Annotated in this window: 13 protein-coding genes; 3 read left to right on the forward strand and 10 right to left on the reverse strand. The window is 44.8% G+C overall.

Going from position 1 to position 17,527, the window contains the following annotated elements; genetic code table 11:
• Positions 1-190 precede the first annotated feature (190 nt).
• Positions 191-1,561 (forward strand): NADP-specific glutamate dehydrogenase, encoded by a 1,371-nt coding sequence (gdhA, locus tag HQN88_RS18270; RefSeq protein WP_274318759.1) that lies wholly within the window; start codon positions 191-193, stop codon positions 1,559-1,561.
• A 345-nt stretch (positions 1,562-1,906) separates the two neighbouring features.
• Here the strand turns inward: gdhA and HQN88_RS18275 are convergent, their stop codons facing one another.
• The 5 genes from HQN88_RS18275 to HQN88_RS18295 all read right to left on the reverse strand — a co-directional run bounded on the left by HQN88_RS18275 (position 1,907) and on the right by HQN88_RS18295 (position 7,771).
• Positions 1,907-2,779 carry a sugar phosphate isomerase/epimerase family protein gene (locus tag HQN88_RS18275; RefSeq protein WP_173115088.1) on the reverse strand — a complete coding sequence of 291 codons (873 nt, stop codon included), beginning with the start codon at positions 2,777-2,779 and terminating at the stop codon, positions 1,907-1,909.
• The gene (locus tag HQN88_RS18280) at positions 2,776-4,074 is read right to left on the reverse strand and encodes an alpha-L-fucosidase (RefSeq protein WP_246320308.1); all 1,299 of its coding nucleotides are present in this window, start codon (positions 4,072-4,074) and stop codon (positions 2,776-2,778) included. Before HQN88_RS18280 ends, HQN88_RS18275 begins: the two co-directional genes overlap by 4 nt.
• Positions 4,075-4,108: 34 nt before the next feature.
• Positions 4,109-5,815 (reverse strand): ABC transporter substrate-binding protein, encoded by a 1,707-nt coding sequence (locus HQN88_RS18285; RefSeq protein WP_173115092.1) that lies wholly within the window; start codon positions 5,813-5,815, stop codon positions 4,109-4,111.
• A 102-nt stretch (positions 5,816-5,917) separates the two neighbouring features.
• The gene (locus HQN88_RS18290) at positions 5,918-6,853 is read right to left on the reverse strand and encodes a carbohydrate ABC transporter permease (RefSeq protein ID WP_173115094.1); all 936 of its coding nucleotides are present in this window, start codon (positions 6,851-6,853) and stop codon (positions 5,918-5,920) included.
• Positions 6,854-6,865: 12 nt separating this feature from the next.
• The gene (locus HQN88_RS18295; protein WP_173115096.1) at positions 6,866-7,771 is read right to left on the reverse strand and encodes an ABC transporter permease; all 906 of its coding nucleotides are present in this window, start codon (positions 7,769-7,771) and stop codon (positions 6,866-6,868) included.
• A 132-nt stretch (positions 7,772-7,903) separates the two neighbouring features.
• Here HQN88_RS18295 and HQN88_RS18300 point away from each other — a divergent pair, with 132 nt between their 5' ends.
• Together HQN88_RS18300 and HQN88_RS18305 are read left to right on the forward strand one after the other, a co-directional pair.
• Positions 7,904-9,682, forward strand: a complete 1,779-nt coding sequence (locus HQN88_RS18300; RefSeq protein ID WP_173115099.1) for a sensor histidine kinase — start codon at positions 7,904-7,906, stop codon at positions 9,680-9,682.
• Positions 9,679-11,199: a response regulator gene (locus HQN88_RS18305; RefSeq protein ID WP_173115102.1), complete on the forward strand. Its 1,521-nt coding sequence runs from the start codon at positions 9,679-9,681 to the stop codon at positions 11,197-11,199. The genes HQN88_RS18300 and HQN88_RS18305 overlap by 4 nt, the downstream gene beginning before the upstream one ends.
• 89 nt (positions 11,200-11,288) lie before the next feature.
• Here HQN88_RS18305 and HQN88_RS18310 read toward each other — a convergent pair whose 3' ends face one another.
• The 5 genes from HQN88_RS18310 to HQN88_RS18330 form a co-directional block, all read right to left on the reverse strand.
• Positions 11,289-12,179 carry a glycoside hydrolase family 43 protein gene (locus HQN88_RS18310; protein WP_173115216.1) on the reverse strand — a complete coding sequence of 297 codons (891 nt, stop codon included), beginning with the start codon at positions 12,177-12,179 and terminating at the stop codon, positions 11,289-11,291.
• A gap of 23 nt (positions 12,180-12,202) precedes the next feature.
• A complete protein-coding gene (locus HQN88_RS18315) occupies positions 12,203-13,858 on the reverse strand; it encodes an MGH1-like glycoside hydrolase domain-containing protein (protein ID WP_173115105.1) in 1,656 nt (551 codons plus the stop codon).
• 51 nt (positions 13,859-13,909) lie between these two features.
• Complete coding sequence (locus tag HQN88_RS18320; RefSeq protein ID WP_173115108.1) at positions 13,910-14,788, reverse strand: carbohydrate ABC transporter permease; 879 nt, start codon at positions 14,786-14,788, stop codon at positions 13,910-13,912.
• A 17-nt stretch (positions 14,789-14,805) separates the two neighbouring features.
• Positions 14,806-15,699 (reverse strand): ABC transporter permease, encoded by an 894-nt coding sequence (locus HQN88_RS18325; protein ID WP_173115111.1) that lies wholly within the window; start codon positions 15,697-15,699, stop codon positions 14,806-14,808.
• 108 nt (positions 15,700-15,807) lie between these two features.
• Entirely contained in the window at positions 15,808-17,472 is a 1,665-nt protein-coding gene (locus HQN88_RS18330; RefSeq protein WP_173115114.1) for an extracellular solute-binding protein, read from the reverse strand.
• Positions 17,473-17,527: the final 55 nt, after the last annotated feature.

Genomic DNA, 17,527 nt, shown 5'->3' on the forward strand with positions numbered 1-17,527 from the left:
TCACCCCAAACTAATTCACACTTTGCAAAGTATACTACAAGTTGTAAATTTAGTCTAATGAGCACTTTAATAACACCGCTCAGTAAGCTTACATGACATGTAAATTTTGATTGCCCAATTGGCTCGAATAAGGTAAAACTATACTAATAAACTTTTTTATTATATTTAAATTGCGAAGGTGGATGACAGTGTGTTAGTTCAAGTTGAAAATGATGTAGCTGCAAGAGAATATGTACAAGGTATATACGAAACTGTAGTCAAACGTAATCCGAATGAGACTGAGTTCCATCAAGCTGTTAAAGAAATTATCGAATCCTTAATTCCAGTTCTGGCTAAACAGCCGAAGTACATGAAACACGGCATTCTTGAGCGCCTTGTGGAGCCAGAGCGTTTAATCACTTTCCGAGTTCCTTGGGTAAATGACCAAGGGATTACGCAAGTAAATCGTGGTTTCCGTGTGCAATTTAACGGTGCAATTGGACCATACAAGGGCGGGTTGCGTTTTCACCCTTCCGTTAATGCTAGCATTATCAAGTTTCTAGGTTTTGAACAAACACTCAAGAACTCCCTTACGGGTCAGTCGATCGGCGGCGGTAAAGGTGGATCCGATTTCGATCCTAAAGGCAAATCCGATAATGAAATTATGCGTTTCACACAAAGCTTCATGACTGAGCTTTATAAATATATTGGCCCGGATACGGACGTGCCAGCAGGGGACATTGGTGTAGGCGCGCGCGAGATTGGTTATATGTTCGGTCAATACAAGCGCATAAGCGGCGCTTACGAATCTGGTGTACTCACTGGGAAAGGTATCATCTATGGTGGCAGCTTAGGCCGTACAGAGGCGACTGGATACGGTTGTGTTTACTTTGTAAATGAAATGCTGAACTCCAAAGGTCTTAGCTTCGACGGAAGCACAGTCGTTGTTTCTGGATCTGGTAACGTGGCTATCTATTCCATTGAAAAAGCCGTTCAATTAGGCGCTAAAGTTGTTGCTTGCAGCGACTCCAATGGTTATATCCACGATCCAAAAGGCATCTGTCTAGAAACCGTTCGTCGCTTGAAAGAGGTTGAGCGTACGAGAATCAGTGAGTATGTGAAGGAACATCCTCATGCAACTTACCATGCAGGCTGTAATGGTATCTGGTCCATTCCATGTGATATCGCGCTTCCGAGTGCCACACAGAACGAAATCGACGAAGAATCTGCAAGACTGCTTGTCAGCAATGGGGTAAAAGCCATAGGCGAAGGCGCGAACATGCCATCCACCTTAGATGCGATTGATGTCTTCCTACAAGCGGGCGTTTTGTTTGGGCCAGCCAAAGCAGCGAATGCTGGCGGCGTTGCTGTATCGGCGCTTGAAATGTCTCAAAACAGCATGAGATACTCTTGGTCGTTCCACGAGGTAGACGATAAGCTGCATGCAATTATGAAAAATATTTACAGAAGCGCTGTGCAAGCAGCTGAGGAATATGGACATCCTGGCAATCTCGTTGTCGGTGCCAATATCGCAGGATTTACCAAAGTAGCCGATGCTATGATCGCACAAGGTGTCGTTTAAGATACCAAAAGTTGGCTAAAACCAATAAAGGAGCTAAGCGCGTTATGCCGCTTAGCTCCTTTTTCATCCAAATCTCATTCCTTATCATACGAGCACAACTCATGGATCCGCTTAATTGGCTATATTTCTTATGAAGCTGTCTACGAAAAAAGGGGAGCACCTGGAAAAGTTGCCATCGATCGCAAATACATGACATTGTATGGATCACCTACCTGATATCGAATGTCACCTTTCAGGTCGATCCTAACCACATGTCCCCAAAATTCACATTCCACGAGAAGTCTACACCATATTTCTACAAGCAATGCCGCATTCGACATTCGCATCTTCTTATATCCCTACGCCTCATACCTCCTGCCACAACCGCCTTGCATTGTCCATCGCAATCTTCGAAGCTGCCCTGCATTCCTCCATACCTTCAAATTCAATGGTAAGATACCCGTTGTATCCCGAATCCTTAATGAGCTTCATAATTCGACGCATGTCGATATCACCTTGACCGACAATCGCACCTCTTAGATAGTTGCCATTCGCAGTTGTGAACCATGCACCTTCGCCGGGATGCTCATCATACGGTCTGAAATAAAAATCCTTCACATGGATAAGTGAAGCATAGGGTAAATTTTTGCGCACCCCGATTAGCGGCTGCTCATCCACGCACATAAAATTGCCGATATCAAGTGTCGTCTTGAAATTAGGACGATTGACTTCCGTAATAACGCGCTGCACTCGATCACTTGCCTGTACGCTAAAGCCGTGATTTTCTATGGTCGTCGTAATCCCATATTGAGATGCATAATCGGCAATGATGCGACTCCCACTTACCATTGCTTGTAAATTCTCTTCGAACCAGTGAATGGTCATCTTGTCAGGGGGTAAACTAAAGGCAGTCACATCATGCCGCATATGTGTCATGCCAAGACTATGGACCAAATCAACATGCTGCTTGACTCGCTCTACCTCAGCCTCGAAAGCCTCTTCCGTCTCCTGGACGAAGTTGGCCGGCATCGAATAATTGGATAACGCGATGCCAACTTCCTTCGCCTTCAAACGGACCTCAGCCGCTAGCTCGGGTTGGTCGATAAGCGTAAACCCATAGGGGACGATTTCCATATGCTCGCCGCCATGATCCGAAATCCACTGAATAACATCTAAGACTGTCATCTCCCCTGTTTTTAATGCACCCAGCAAACTATACGTACTAAGACCGATTTTCAATGCTTATTCACCTCTGCTACGTATTCGAGTTCAAGTGCGATCACTGTATCTACGTCATCCGGGAGTTCGGATCCGGTCAAATGAATGAATGCCCCGCTTTCGGTATCCGAATAATGCTCTGCCATCCATGGTGTGGAAACCTTAAGTTCTGATCCATCTGCGAGGAGTCTTGCTTTTTTGATTTTCCCCTTTAACCCCTGGAAATAAATCGGTCCGATGCCACGATCAAATACGTGGGCATATAACATATTCCCTTTTTGCGTATAGCGTCCCCATTCTGGCTTCGGAAGAGAGGATGCTCCGCATCCATAGATGCTTTCGCCATTACGCTGCATCCACTCACCTACCGACGTCAATATTTGAATAGACTCCGTTGGAATTTCTCCTCTTGCATTTGGCCCGACATTTAGAAGCATATTGCCGTTCTTACTGATGCATTCGACTAAAGCTCGAACGACCTGTTTCGGTGATTTGTAGGCAAAATCCTTCGCATGATAGCCCCAGTTGTCGTTAAGCGTAATACAGGCCTCCCACGGTACGTTTAGTCCATTTTCATCAACAATGCCGCCGGGAGGAACGATTTGCTCAGGGGAATAAAAGTCGCCGGCATACACCTCTGGTTCTGACTTTTTAATATCTCCGCCAAGCCGGTTATCAATAATAATGTCTGGTTGCAGGGACCGAATCATGTTAACAAGTTCCGTTGCCCTCCACTTCTCACCCGTCATATTGTCGTAAGAGAAATCGAACCACATCACATCAATTTTACCATAATTTGTAAGTAATTCCTTCACTTGTGCATGCAAATATTCTACATATCGCTCGAATTGGATGGATCGGTTGTCATAAGCTTCATTGTCTCTCATCGGATGAATGCGATCCCCATAGGCAGGATAATCATCGTGATACCAATCAATCAGTGAATAATAAAAGCCGACCTTCAGTCCCTCTTCGCGAAATGCCTCCACATATTCTTTGATCAAATCCCGCTGCGCAGGTGTGTTCGTCGCTTTGTACGCTGTAAACTCGCTGTCAAAAAGACAGAAGCCATCATGATGCTTTGTCGTTAAGACAGCGTATTGCTGTCCCGCCGCCTTTGCTGCTCTCGCCCAAGCCCGCGGGTCATAGCGGTCCGGTCGAAACTCTCGGAAGTATGGTTCGTACGCCTCATTACTCAGCTTCTCGACACTTCGGACCCATTCTCCCCTAGCGGGGATTGCATACAATCCCCAGTGAATAAACAGGCCGAATCGTGCTTCTCGGAACCAGTCTGTTCGCTCCCAACGCTTGTTCATGTGTTCCCTCCAATTCCAATAATCGTTACCTGCATCACTTTTTATACACTTTGTCGTAGGCATCCTGATAGATTTTGATGAATTGATCCATGCCGGAGTCTTTCAAGCCTTTCACGTAAGCGTCCCAATCTTTATCAATGTTTTTGGCTCCCATGATAAACTGCAGCATAGACTGTTTGACGTAATCTGTAATAATCGGCTTCAATTGCTTAACTTGATTCGCTTGATCGTTCGTTAAGAAAATATCCGTCGGGAACTCTTCTTTCGGTTGGTGTCCTTCATACAATTCTTTGGTAGCTTTGTACAGACGGGTTTCCAAACCATCCATCGTATAGATGTCCTGGCTAGCTGCATAGGCAGTTTCTCGATACTCGGAGGAACGAAGGCCCGGTCCCATTTGATTCCAATGGTCATTTTGTACCTGACCTACACCATAAGTCGTTTCTTTCACTTTGAACTTGGCTGCGGTTCCGCGTGTGTTTTTATCATTCGCATCTGCTTTCACCCAGTTGCGGTTTTCTTCCCCAAAGTTGGACAGTGTCGTGCCCTCATCTGTATACAGATAATCGGCTAAACGGACGGCTGCTTCTGGATTTTTGTTTTTATTCGTCACAGCAAATACCGAGTTCCCGATGCCAATGTAGTGAGCCGCGAACGACGCTCCGTCTGGACCCGTAAGCGGCGCAATCGGATCATAGTCCTTGTGGCGCGTTGCCGTTGGCGAGGCATCTGTGAATTCGCCGAACCAACCTGCTGGAATTGCGCCAGCGATCGCAAGACCAGGACTATTCCCTTTTTGAGAAAGCGCATCCGATTTTTGTGTAAAAGCTTCCTTATCTATCAAGCCTTCTGCATACAGTTTGTTCAAGAATTGCAGACCTTTTTTAAAGCCTTGTTGGTCGACTGACGTTGCCAACTTGCCGCCGTTCATCATGAAATAATTGTTGTCCGCATTGAAATAGACGAACGCATTCATAACGAATGTCTCAATATCTGTATGCCAACCTGTCGGTGAACCCGTGAACGCGATTTCGTCTGCTTTGCCATTCCCATTCGGATCCTTTTCCTTAAACGCTTTGAGCATATTGTAAAAATCATCGGTCGTCTTCGGTGCGCTAAGACCGAGCTTTTGCAACCACTTTGAATTCACCCACATTTTGGCAGAAAATTGGCAGTGATAGCATTCATTCACGGAAGGTATCGCATAAATGTTGCCGTCCGGCGCAGTGATCGCCTTCTCCAAATACGGAATGTCTTTGAATGCTTTCTTAATATTGGGTGCGTATTGATCGATTAACTTATTCAACGGGAGAAGTACGCCTTGTTGACCGTAAAGCAGCTGTTCCTCTTTTGTTAAATTGCCTTGCATGAAAATATCAGGATAATCGCCGCTGGCGAGCAACAGCTGTTTTTTCTCATTCAAAGCCGCTGTTTCTCCGGGCACAAGCTGCCAGTTCAAATGAATATTCGTCTTTCCTTCCAAATATTTGGTAAACCAATTCGTATTCAAATCGGCAATGTTCGCAGATTGCGGCGCAAAAGCACTCATTGTAATTTTATTTTTAGTAATAGGAAAGCCCGTAGCATTAAGTTCTTTTCCGCCACCTGAACTTCCAGCCTCTGTAGGACTAGCGCTGCCCTGTGGATCATCATTATTAGACGTGCAGCCCACTACAGGCAAAGTTATGAATAAAATCAGGACCGCCGATAACCAAGTTTTTCTGGTTCCTTTACTTACCATGCGCAAACCCTCCTTGTTTTTCATAGCTATTCATATTCCATTCCAAGTAGTTAAAAACCGGTTGAACTCCCGGCATCCCCCCCCCTCAATGTGATACTGGATTCATCCTTTCAGAGAACCAATCAGCAGTCCTTTCACAAAATGCTTTTGCACAAAAGGATATAACATGAGAACAGGTGCGCTCGCTACGACGATTAGTGAATATTTAAGAAGCTCCTTTAAGCCTTGCCGATCCGCAAGTTCTTTGACATCCTTTATCATGGTTGGATCAATGGAGTTCAGGATTAGAATATTTCGTAAAATAAGCTGCAACGGATACAATTTTGCCGATTTCAAGAAAATCAACGCTTCAAAATAGGAGTTCCAATAGCCAATGGCATACATCAGCACAAGAACGGCAATGATCGGTTTGGACAGCGGGATGACAATTCGGAGTAGAAACTTAAAATCGCTGCATCCATCCAAATGTGCCGCCTCTGTTAATTCCGAAGGAATAGACGTTTGGAAAAATGTCCTCGCCAGAATAACTTGCCATACCGAAATGGCACCAGGAATAATCATGGCCCATCTCGTGTCCAGCAACCCCATTCCTTTAACTGTCAAATAATAGGGAATCAAGCCCCCGTTGAACAGCATCGTAAAAATAAACAGCGCTGTGATGACGTTGCGTCCATAAAAGTTTTTACGTGAAAGCGGATAAGCCGCTGTTATCGTCAACGTCACGCTAATCAGCGTTCCGAAGAATAGATAGAACAAAGAATTTCCGTAACCCGTCAAGATTTGCGGATTCTGAAATACGGCTTTGTACCCTCGTAGGGTAGGCTCAACAGGGAACAGCCACACTTTACCTGAGATCACAGCTGACGATGAGCTGAATGATGAACTAATGATATAAATGAGCGGATAAGCCACAATGATTAAACAAATAAGCAGAAATACATAGACAAAGAACAGGTACATTCTGTCGACACTATTTTCAAGAATACGTGTTGGTGCCTTTCTCGCTTTGAGAAGCACGGTTTGCTCGGAATTAACCATCTCATTTGCCTCCTACCACAAGCTTGTCTCGGAATTTTTCTTGGCTACATAGTTGACCACAATGAGCAGCAATAAATTGACAACCGAATTAAAAAGACCGACAGCTGCAGAGAAACTGAAGTTCGCTCCGACCAATCCCATTTTGTACACATACGTAGATATGACCTCTGACGCACCAACATTAATCGCATTCTGCATCAGGTACACCTTTTCGAATCCAACGTTCATGATTTGACCAGCATTCAAAATGAGTAAGATTACCGCCGTCGGCATAAGGCTCGGCAAATCGATATTTATCATCCGTTGAAACCGTGACGCACCGTCTACTTTCGCCGCCTCATACAAATGCGGGTCTACCCCTGCCAGAGCGGCAATATAAATGACCGAGGCATATCCTGTAAATTGCCATACGTCCGATAGGACATAAACGGTTTTGAAATACGCCGGCTTTGACATGATATTCTCCGCTGGAAAACCAAACTTATCCGCTAAGAGATGAACAAAACCGAGCTGTGGAGAAAGGAACAGCATGATAATCGAGACCATGATAACCGTAGAAATGAAATAAGGTGCAAAGGTGACTAACTGTACAGTCCTTTTAAAGATCCCATTTTTCAGTTCATTCAAAGCTAGAGCAAGTATGATCGGTGCCGGAAAGCCGACAAGAAGTGAGTAAAGGCTGAGTAATGCCGTATTTTTGATCACCCGCCAAAAAATGGGCAGATGGAAAAAGTCCACAAAATGCTTGAAACCAATCCAATCACTTCCCCATATTCCTTTCGTGACCATAAAGTTTTTAAAAGCGATTTGTACGCCAACCATCGGTATGTATTTAAAAATGATCAAATAAACAAGTGACGGCAGAATTATCAGATAGAGTTGCCAGTTTTTCTTTACCATTTTAAGTGCTATACTCATGGTACTCCCCCTCGATGCAGTGACTATCCGCTTATGTTAAGCGCTTACAAATCCAATAATAACGGAGTAGGACTCATAATTATAGTGATCATTTTTAAGCAGGTAGTGTCCGTTTATAAGGTGGTGGAATTCGTGAAACTGAAGTTTGCTTTCAGCTATCAGAATTTGTCGATTGTGAAAAAAATGGCAATAGGCTACATATTCATCATCTTCATTCCGATTATTTCATTCGGCTTGTTCCTTTATAACCAAAACTACAATAGCTTTCTCGAAGAATATGCGCAAGGCAGACAAAAAATTGTGAACCAAGTCCTTAATAACGTTAACGTAAGTACGGTTCAGATCGAATCCGCGTATCAGCTCTTCCAAAATAATTCGAACACGATTGCCTATTTAAGCGGGAACTATCGAAGCGATTTTGAGCAAGTTTCTAATTTTTTAACCTACATTCGACCTTTGTTTTCTTATATTTTGTCATCTAATCGAATGATCGATGGGATGACCATTTACATGGAGCAGCAGAACGGTATGATTTTCCGACCAGAAATGGCCAGAATGGACGAGTTCAAGCTGGATGAGAGCATTAAAACGCTTCCACTAGGTGTAGGTAAATGGATTACGTTTAATAATAGTTCCGATCAAGACATCAATCTCCATTATTTCCATAAAATTGGAAACCGTAATTTTGAGCAAGACATCGGTCTTCTCGATATCAAAGTAACCTCAAATTTCATTAAACCATTATTGGAATCACTTAATTTGAACAGTAGAAGTAATTTTTATGTGCTTGATCAGGATAATCAGGTCATTTCACATATTGAGAAGATTCCCTTATCCGAAGCTTCAGAGAAGGCCTTACTCGCCCAAGCTTTTGGGCTGCATGCGAAATATGCGTATCACACGGTTAACGGAAATAAAATGCTGATTGAATCCTTTTATGCTGACAGCCTTAAGCTGCAATTTGTGATGATGGAACAAGTAGACACCGTCTTTATTGGAATCAAAAAAAACAAGTATATTCTCGTGCTGATCGTCGCCCTGCTCTTATTACTTCTATCCGGCATCTACTATTTGATCGCCAGCTCGATTACGAAACGCATTCTGAAACTTTCTAAGCATATGCGGCAGGTTGACGAAAACCATTTCCCTCTCTATCGCGGGGAGATTAATAAAGACGAAGTCGGACATCTGACCTCCTCTTATAATGCAATGATCAGACGCATGGATGAGTTGGTTAATACCGTTCATCGTTCGGAAATGCTGCGCAAGGAATCGGCCTATCTCATGATGCAGGCGCAAATTAAGCCTCATTTTCTGTACAATACGCTCGAATCGATCCGCATGATCGCAGAAGCCAACGATGACCCCGAAGCAGCTGAGATGTCCTACACACTAGGCAAGCTATTCCGTTACAGTCTGTCTGGAGCGAAAAACGAGACTTCGCTGCGAGAAGAAGTGGATAATGTCAAAGACTATATCACAATCCAACAAATTAGATTAGCTGACCGCTTGAAAGTAACGTTTGAGATCGACGCGGCTATCGATAATTTTCAATGCCCCCACTATATGCTGCAGCCGATCATTGAAAATAGCATCGTTCACGGGATTGCAAATGTAAGAAAACAGGGATCACTTTCGATTCGCATTTGGGAAGATGCTGCATTCATGTTCATTACCGTTGTTGATTCTGGTACTGGCATTGAGAAAGAACGGCTTGTACTCATCCAAGGCGTGTTAAACGGCACCATGGATGCCCATCGTTTGCAGAAGGGGGGCGGGGGGCTCGGAATTATGAATGTAAACGAACGTGTAAAAATGTTTTTTGGCGAACGTTCGGGTATTCAACTGGAGAGTAAGCTTAATGAGGGGACGACATGTATACTCAAGTTAGCTAAGGGGGCAACGCCATGAGGTTGATGGTAGTCGATGATGAACCTATCATCTTAAATGGGATTATCCGAATGATCGAGAAAGCGCATACACCATTTATCGAAATTGTCGGTGCTGCCGACGGCATCGATGCGATGAATAAGCTAGCGACTTTTCAGCCTGATTTGATCCTTACGGATATTCATATGCCTGAAATGGACGGACTCACGCTGATAAAGGAAATACAATCACTGAACCTTTGCAGCCGTTTCGTTATCTTAACTGGATATGGCGATTTTGCTTATGCCAGACAAGCGCTGCGTTACCAAGTCATCGACTATTTGTTGAAGCCCATTAACAAGGATGAACTCATCAACGTACTGTTTAGAATCGGGAGAACCATTCAGGAGGAACAAAAGCAAATTATCGATCACGATCTATTGCTGCTCAAAGAACATATCCTGTTCAATACGCAGTTGGAAGACTTACCGGTTAAGCCTGAACAGTTGCAGACCCTACTTCCCGATCCTTACACAACGATAATCGTATTCCAAGCAAATGAAAGTGTACCTATCTTAACCGCCGATCGACTCGCAGGCACCGAAACCCCTTTAGCACGTATTTTCCAGATTACATACATTGTTCAATCACGCTTTTTGCGGCAAACGATCATGATTGCGAATAGTGTCCACTGTCCGACAGATGAAGATCTACAGCTTGCATGCGACGAGTTGTTCGATACCGAAAGAAAGCAAGGCAGCGGATATTGTATCGGGGTCAGCATCAAAAAGAATGAAAGCGCACATTTACGGGATTTGTATATTGAAGCAATGGCAGCAATGTTATTCAATCGCTACTTTTCCTCCAACAGATTCAATTGTTATCAACCAGAGTCAGAAAACATACATCATCACTTTGAACATCTAGTACAATACATGGAGTGTTCAATCGACAAGCAGTTTAATCGCGAACAGATTGAAAAGGATGTGCAGTCCATACTGCCTCATTTCCCAGGCAATACGGAATGTAATAACAAACTTCGTGAGCAGTTTCTTATTTGTATCGGTGTTTACTTGCAAAGTGTTGGCCTAACACCAGAAACCATCTGGGGTGAACATGCAGCAACCAAACTTTTTGTATCGAACAACACGTTACCTGCATATATCCAGATCTCGGAGATCATCGCACAGCTCATTCAATATACCCGCTCCACTGACCACAACCAGCCGAACTTACTTACAATTGATAAAATAGTCGCTTTCGTAGAACAAAATTATAAACAGGATTTATCGCTTGATGCTGTTGCCGATCATGTACAAATGCACCCCAATTACATCAGCATGTTGTTTCGGAAAGAGATGGGACTAACTTTCCTTCACTACTTGCATACCTTTCGACTTACCAAAGCCAAACAAATCATGCAAGAGAATCCGGAATGGCCGATTAACACGATTGCGGAGCTAGTTGGTTACGAAAACCCACGACATTTTTTCAAGGTATTTAAAAAATTCGAGAATATTACACCTGGGCAATACAGGCTTGAAAGTTCTTCTTTTTGAAGTTCGGTTCGACCTAAGCTCCCCGATTCAATGAAAAGGGGACAGATCTTAACTGAATCTGTCCCCTGCCATTTGTCCAAACTATTCATTTACACGCCAAGCACCCTTAACTTCCCCTCAACCTCTTCGATTACCAGAAAAAGTGGACGCTCATTCGGCGTCTGATTCGGCGTGTGGACAGCCAACATCAAGCTTCCATCAAATGCATGGAACAGCATCCCGTGCCCGCCATCGCTCCGAAAGAGTGCTTCCTCCTCCTGCACCCACGGGCCAAGCACGGTCCCTGAGACCGACTTAGCGACACCTAATGCATATGTGTTGTTGATAAAACTTGCCCACAACATCAATAACACGCCTGCATCTGTTCGATACAGCGATGGCCCATCGGTCACATAGTTGTCTTGCCCTGGATAACGAGCATGCTGAAACGCCGTTGGCCATGAAGCTTGCGAAGCGGAAAAGAGCACATCGGGCTCACCGATCGTCCCCTTCAGATCCCTAGTCAATCTTACAGCGCAAACTTGACCATCCGCTACCTGCTGCCATTCACGGCAAAATACGATCCACGGCATTCCCTCTTCATCTATGAACAATGTCCCATCCAGCGAGCACCAATCCTTCGGCGTGACTGGCCCCTCACTATGCGGCGTAAAAGGTCCTAGCAGACTGTCGCTTACCAGCACCGCTGTTCCCAGCAAATCATTGTCCTTCCGACGGAAGGTCGCAAACATATAATAGCGGTCCTCGTACTTATGCACCTCAGGTGCCCAGAAATTGTTCTCGGCATAGAAATCTGCCCCAGGTCTAAACACAGCATACGGGCCTTCCCACTCCAGCAGGTCTCGTCCTACATAGACATTAAATCCAGTCCCTTTACCCCAAATATTCGTATCGGTACTGCCGAACAGATAATACTGTCCCTCCTGGGCAACGGGTACAACAAAGGGATCACGGATCTGTAAGTTACTATTTTTTATCATCGCCATACCTACTTACCTCCCTATTACCGATATGTTGGATAAATAACACCTAAATCGCGCACACTACTAAATTGCCCATTCAACAAATCTACTTGCTCATTACCTTTCACAACCAACGGAAACTCTTGACCCTCATACCGAACTGTCCCCTCAATGGTGCGAACGCTCATCCCAATGATGGCTTTCAGGTTGCCTTTACGGTCCGTCACAGCCCTTGTCCCGAAGGGGAGCTGCAAATATGCCTCTCCATTGCGATATACCGTTCCACCGTCTCTCGTTGTGACGAATTCGAATGAGACACCGTCGACGATCCGACTGTAACCTGTTTCCGCAGCCATAACCTCGCCATGATCCTGTGGATACGGTACCAGAGCCGTGAACCAAAGCTCTCCATCCGGTCTTGGCACAATGCCACACATTCGCTCGACGAAATCTAGCAGGCATAGAATTGCTGGTGAATAAGATTCTGTATAACCCTCTTTTCCTGTCCAAGGACTTACCGTTTGGGCAAACCGCGTCATCTGCGCCAAAGCTGTCACAATGGGGTTCAGGACCCAAGTCAGCTCCACATAGCGATGATGATGCTCGAAGGCGTGCGGTGTACGGATCAGGCTCAAGAAATTCGACGTACCAGCCCATGTATTGTAACTCGAGAACGGATCGAAGCGCGGATCGTCCATTGCAACGGAAGTAAACGGATATTTTGCGAAAAACTTGCTTGTATTGAGTAAATACTTCCTTAGCGAAGCAGCGAAGAATTCGCCATCGCCTACCTCACAGGCTAGCACACGCAACAAGACGTCAGACTGAACGCGAACCCATTCGTCATTCCGATCTACATCATAGAAGAAGGAATCTTCTTCATCAAAGCAATGCGCGAACAAGCTATTCAAGCTTATCTCTGCCCTTGCATGCCACTCCCCCGCCGCCTGCTCATCCCCAAGCTCCTGCGCCATACGAGATAGATAAAGACGCTGACAGTACACATTCGCCGTCAAATCCGGCGCTAAAAACGGCAAAGTCGGTGAATCCGGGTTATACTGCCGAGCATCGTCCAGATGAGCGGAATCCGGCACATGCCAGAAACGCGGGGACAAGTCGTGTCCCGTATCGAACGTACAAAATGCCTCGACGCAACCTGTTTGACGTGTATCGCGATACGTTGCAAGCCATTCGTCATGTCGTACCATGGCCTCATACATTTTCCGCAAAAACGATTGGTTGCGACCGTTCAACACATAATGGTTCCACACACTTCTCGCCAGCGGTGTCACCATTTGAATCTGCCGATAAGCAGGGCCATTCTCTGTCACTTTATAAGGCAGTTGTCCGTCTTCCTTCTGGTAATCTGCGAACAATTGAAAAGTATCCTCCGACACCTTCGGCATGAAACGCGACAACAATTCATTGTTGATCGTTCCCGTGCTTTCCATCCAGCAACCTAGATAAATCCCGCCCTCATGCAGCACAGGCGCGTCCCCCATCGTAGGTACGATGCAATCGAACAGCTTGCTTAGCCCACTGTAATACGTTTCCTCCAAACGTCCGCCTATCGAAGCGAACTTCACACCCGCATCAAGCCACTCGCTTAACACAACACGATCTGTTGCTTTTTTCAGCTGACCTAACTGCGCCTCCACAGAGATTCCACGAAGCCGATTTATCATGTTCTCACTCATACGAATAGTCCCCTTTATTAAGAAATGGACTGCCTGGGGCAGCCCACTCTGTTATCCTTTCACACTGCCCATGACTAGGCCTTTCATGAAATACTTCTGTAAGAATGGATAAAAGATCAATATCGGCAATGCCGCTAAGAAAACTTGCGCCGCTTTGAATGTGCGGTCGGATACCTCTGACATGTACAACTCCGTAGAAGAAAGCGTACTGGAGTCAGGATTAACAATAATCGTTTGCAAATAACTCTGAAGCGGATAATTTGAAGGCGAATTCATATAAATTAGACCGTCAAACCACGAATTCCAATGCATGACCACCGTAAATAACGTGATTGTTGCCAAGGCAGGCTTTGACAAAGGAATATACATGCTCCATAGCACCTTCCAGTGGCCCGCTCCATCAATGTACGCAGCTTCTTCAATTTCCTTCGGTAAATTTCGGAAGAAGTTTAACAGCAAAATCATATTAAAAACATGCACGGCTCCGGGAAGTACTAACGCCCAAATGGTATCGAGCAATCCGAGAGCTTTCATCGTCATATAACTAGGAATCAATCCGCCATGGAATAGCATCGTGATGATAAAGAACCACGCGTATACGTTCCTTGCACGAAGCGTCGTTGTTTCTTTGGATAGCGGATAGGCAATTAAGATCGTAACCACCATATTAATTGCATAGCCGAGCACGACTCTTTGAACAGATACATATAAACCTTCAATAAATTCCTTCTTCGTTAAAGCATGTTTATACGAGGCAATGGTGAAATCCACCGGCCAGAGCTTAACGAAACCACCTGCCGCAGCACTGCTAGAGCTGAAAGAGACAGCCAATACGTTAATCAACGGCAATAGACACAGGAATGCGATTAAACCCAACACGATATAGTTAACTAACAGAAATACTTTTCTGCTCGTTGTCACTTTCTGCATAACCTTTCCCCCTCACATTAGAATATCCGATAACCCGTATACCGATTGGCAAGCTTATTCGAAATCACAATCAAGATGAAAGCAATAACGGATTTGAACAATCCTACCGCCGTCGCTACGCCATATTGCGCATCCACTAAGCCGATTCGGTAAACCATCGTATCAATAATATCTCCTGTGCTATATACCATCGGACTATACAGATTGAACACCTGATCGAAACCAGCGTTCAGCACATTCCCTAAGCTTAGGACAGTCATCAGCGTGACAATAGGCAGCATGCCGGGGATTGTAACGTGGAGTGTCTGCTTCCAACGGTTCGCTCCATCCACAACCGCAGCTTCATACAAGGACTGATCAATGGCTGTGAGTGCAGCTAAATAAACGATTGTACTATATCCGAATTCCTTCCAAGTGTCTGATGCGACAAGTGTAAAAGGGAACCAGTTTTCGTTGCCAAGGAAAAAAATAGGTTGGATGCCAAGAAGGCCAAGCATCTGATTCACAATGCCGCCTGAAGGCGAAAGAATATCAATTAATATGCCTCCTAGAATGACCCAGGATAGAAAATAAGGGAAATAAATGATTGTTTGAATCGTACGTTTGAAAGCTGTGCTTATAACCTCATTTAATAAAAGAGCAAATATAACAGGTACAATTAAGTGTACGAGTATCTTCATGACTGCAATGAAAACCGTATTCCACACAACGCCGCCGAAATTAGGCATCTCTAACATATAGCGAAAATTATCGAGCCCGATCCATTTGGAATGGAAAATCCCTTTGGATGGTACAAATTTCTGGAAAGCAATAACGATCCCTGCAATCGGGACATAGCTAAAAATAATCGTAAGAATAACACCGGGTAATAGCATAAGATGCAAAGGAATTTCCTGCAGTTTTTTATTCATTTCCGTTTATACTCCTCTCCGTTTGCATGCATGGACAAATAACGAAGGGGAAAGCAGTGTACGACCGCTTCCCCCTAAGCTCCAATCTCGTATTAAGCCGTCAACTTCTTATTTACTTTTTGCATACCATTCGTTGACTTCCTTCGTAATCTGTTCGCCACCAAGCTTCTTCCAGTCGAGGGCGAATTTATCAAACGTATCGATGGATTGGCCCATAATAATCTTCGTAAATACTTCCTCTTCCAACTTCAGAAGTGAAGCATTCTTTTCAACCATCGTAGGTGTTGCTGCTCCATAGAAAGCATCTAACATATAGTTATCGTCTTTCACGTACTTGCTGATCACGTCGAAACTGCTCGGCGTACCGAATACGCGCTCTGTACCCCAATTCGCATTGTTCCCTTTGCGGAAGTCTACAATTTTGTCGTAGTAGCCCTTCTCTTCCGTCGTCAGTTTGGACGCATCGTTCGAAGCAATCGCACTCAGCGTATTGTTATGTGCGCTCAAGTTTTTGTTCGCTGGTTCTGGATTCATCAGGCTATAGAGATAGACAGGGACATTCGTAGGGGAGAAGCTCATCTCTGGTTTTATCTTTTTACTCTCGTCATAGCCATCCATCGCGAAATTGAGAAGCTTGATAATCGCTTCTGGATTCTTGCTCTTCTTGCTAACTGCGTAATACCTTTGAATCGGCATTTTACCGATTGGGGTTGCTATCTTATCGTCAACAGACACCAGCGGAATCGCTTTCCAATCTGCTTTCGGATCGTTATCAATGTTTTTCTGAATGATTGACAATGGCGCAGACATGCTGCCGTAGAAGATACCGACTTTGCCGCCGACAACGGATTCAGTTACCTTCGCTCTGTCTTTAACACCGAATTCTTTATCGAGCAAGCCTTGTGCGTACATATCCTGAAGTTGTTTCAATGCCGTTTTCACTTCTGGTTGAATACTTCCATAGACAAGTTGCTTACCGGATGCATCCTTTACCCATTTCCCCGCATACGCATGAAAACCAGAGAAGAAGCCCGTCGTTCCGAAATGCGTATCCGCTAAGAACGACTTCGTGAAAGCCATCCCGAAGGTATCATCTTTGCCGTTGCCGTCTGGATCCTTCTTCGTGAATGCCTCAGCAACCGCCAGAACTTCCTTCATGGACTTCGGCTCCGAAAGTCCTAGCTTCGTTAACCAATCCGCCCGAACATACAGGAGCGGTAAACCGTCGATGGCCGACGATGTTTGTGGAATCGCCATCAGCTTGCCACCAATTTTGGCTGTATCAAACGCCTTCTGATCCTGCTGCAGAATACTCTTCGCCATCGGTGAGGCATACTTGTCATACAGCTCTGTCAAGTCATAGAGCATATCATTATCAGCCAAATCTGTGAGTTGCTTGTTTTTCAGCCACATGACATCTGGTAGATCCCCGGCAGCAATCGCGACATTCAACTTTTGATCGAATTGCTCAACAGGCACGGTCCATTGATATTTCAAGTTGATGTTCAGGTCATTTTGATAAGCCTTGGTATAAATATTATTCTCGATCGTGTCGCCATTTTCATACTTATACGTCGCTTCTGTGTAGCGCCAAGCTGAGATGTCCACTGGTTTCTCATACTTCGCCATTAAATTCGCGTTCGTGGTTGCAGAAGCATTAGGTGTCGCTGTTGCACTACTATCTTTGGATCCCTCTGAGCTACAAGCCGAGAGCACCAATAGTCCTGCCGCCGAGAGAATAACCGCCGTTTTCGCTTTATCTCTTTGTCTCATGTGAACCTCCCCGAATGATCTGAATATACTAGAGTTGCTACATCTCTAATGGTAA

It is taken from the genome of Paenibacillus qinlingensis (assembly GCF_013204845.1).
Taxonomy (GTDB): domain Bacteria; phylum Bacillota; class Bacilli; order Paenibacillales; family NBRC-103111; genus Paenibacillus_E; species Paenibacillus_E qinlingensis.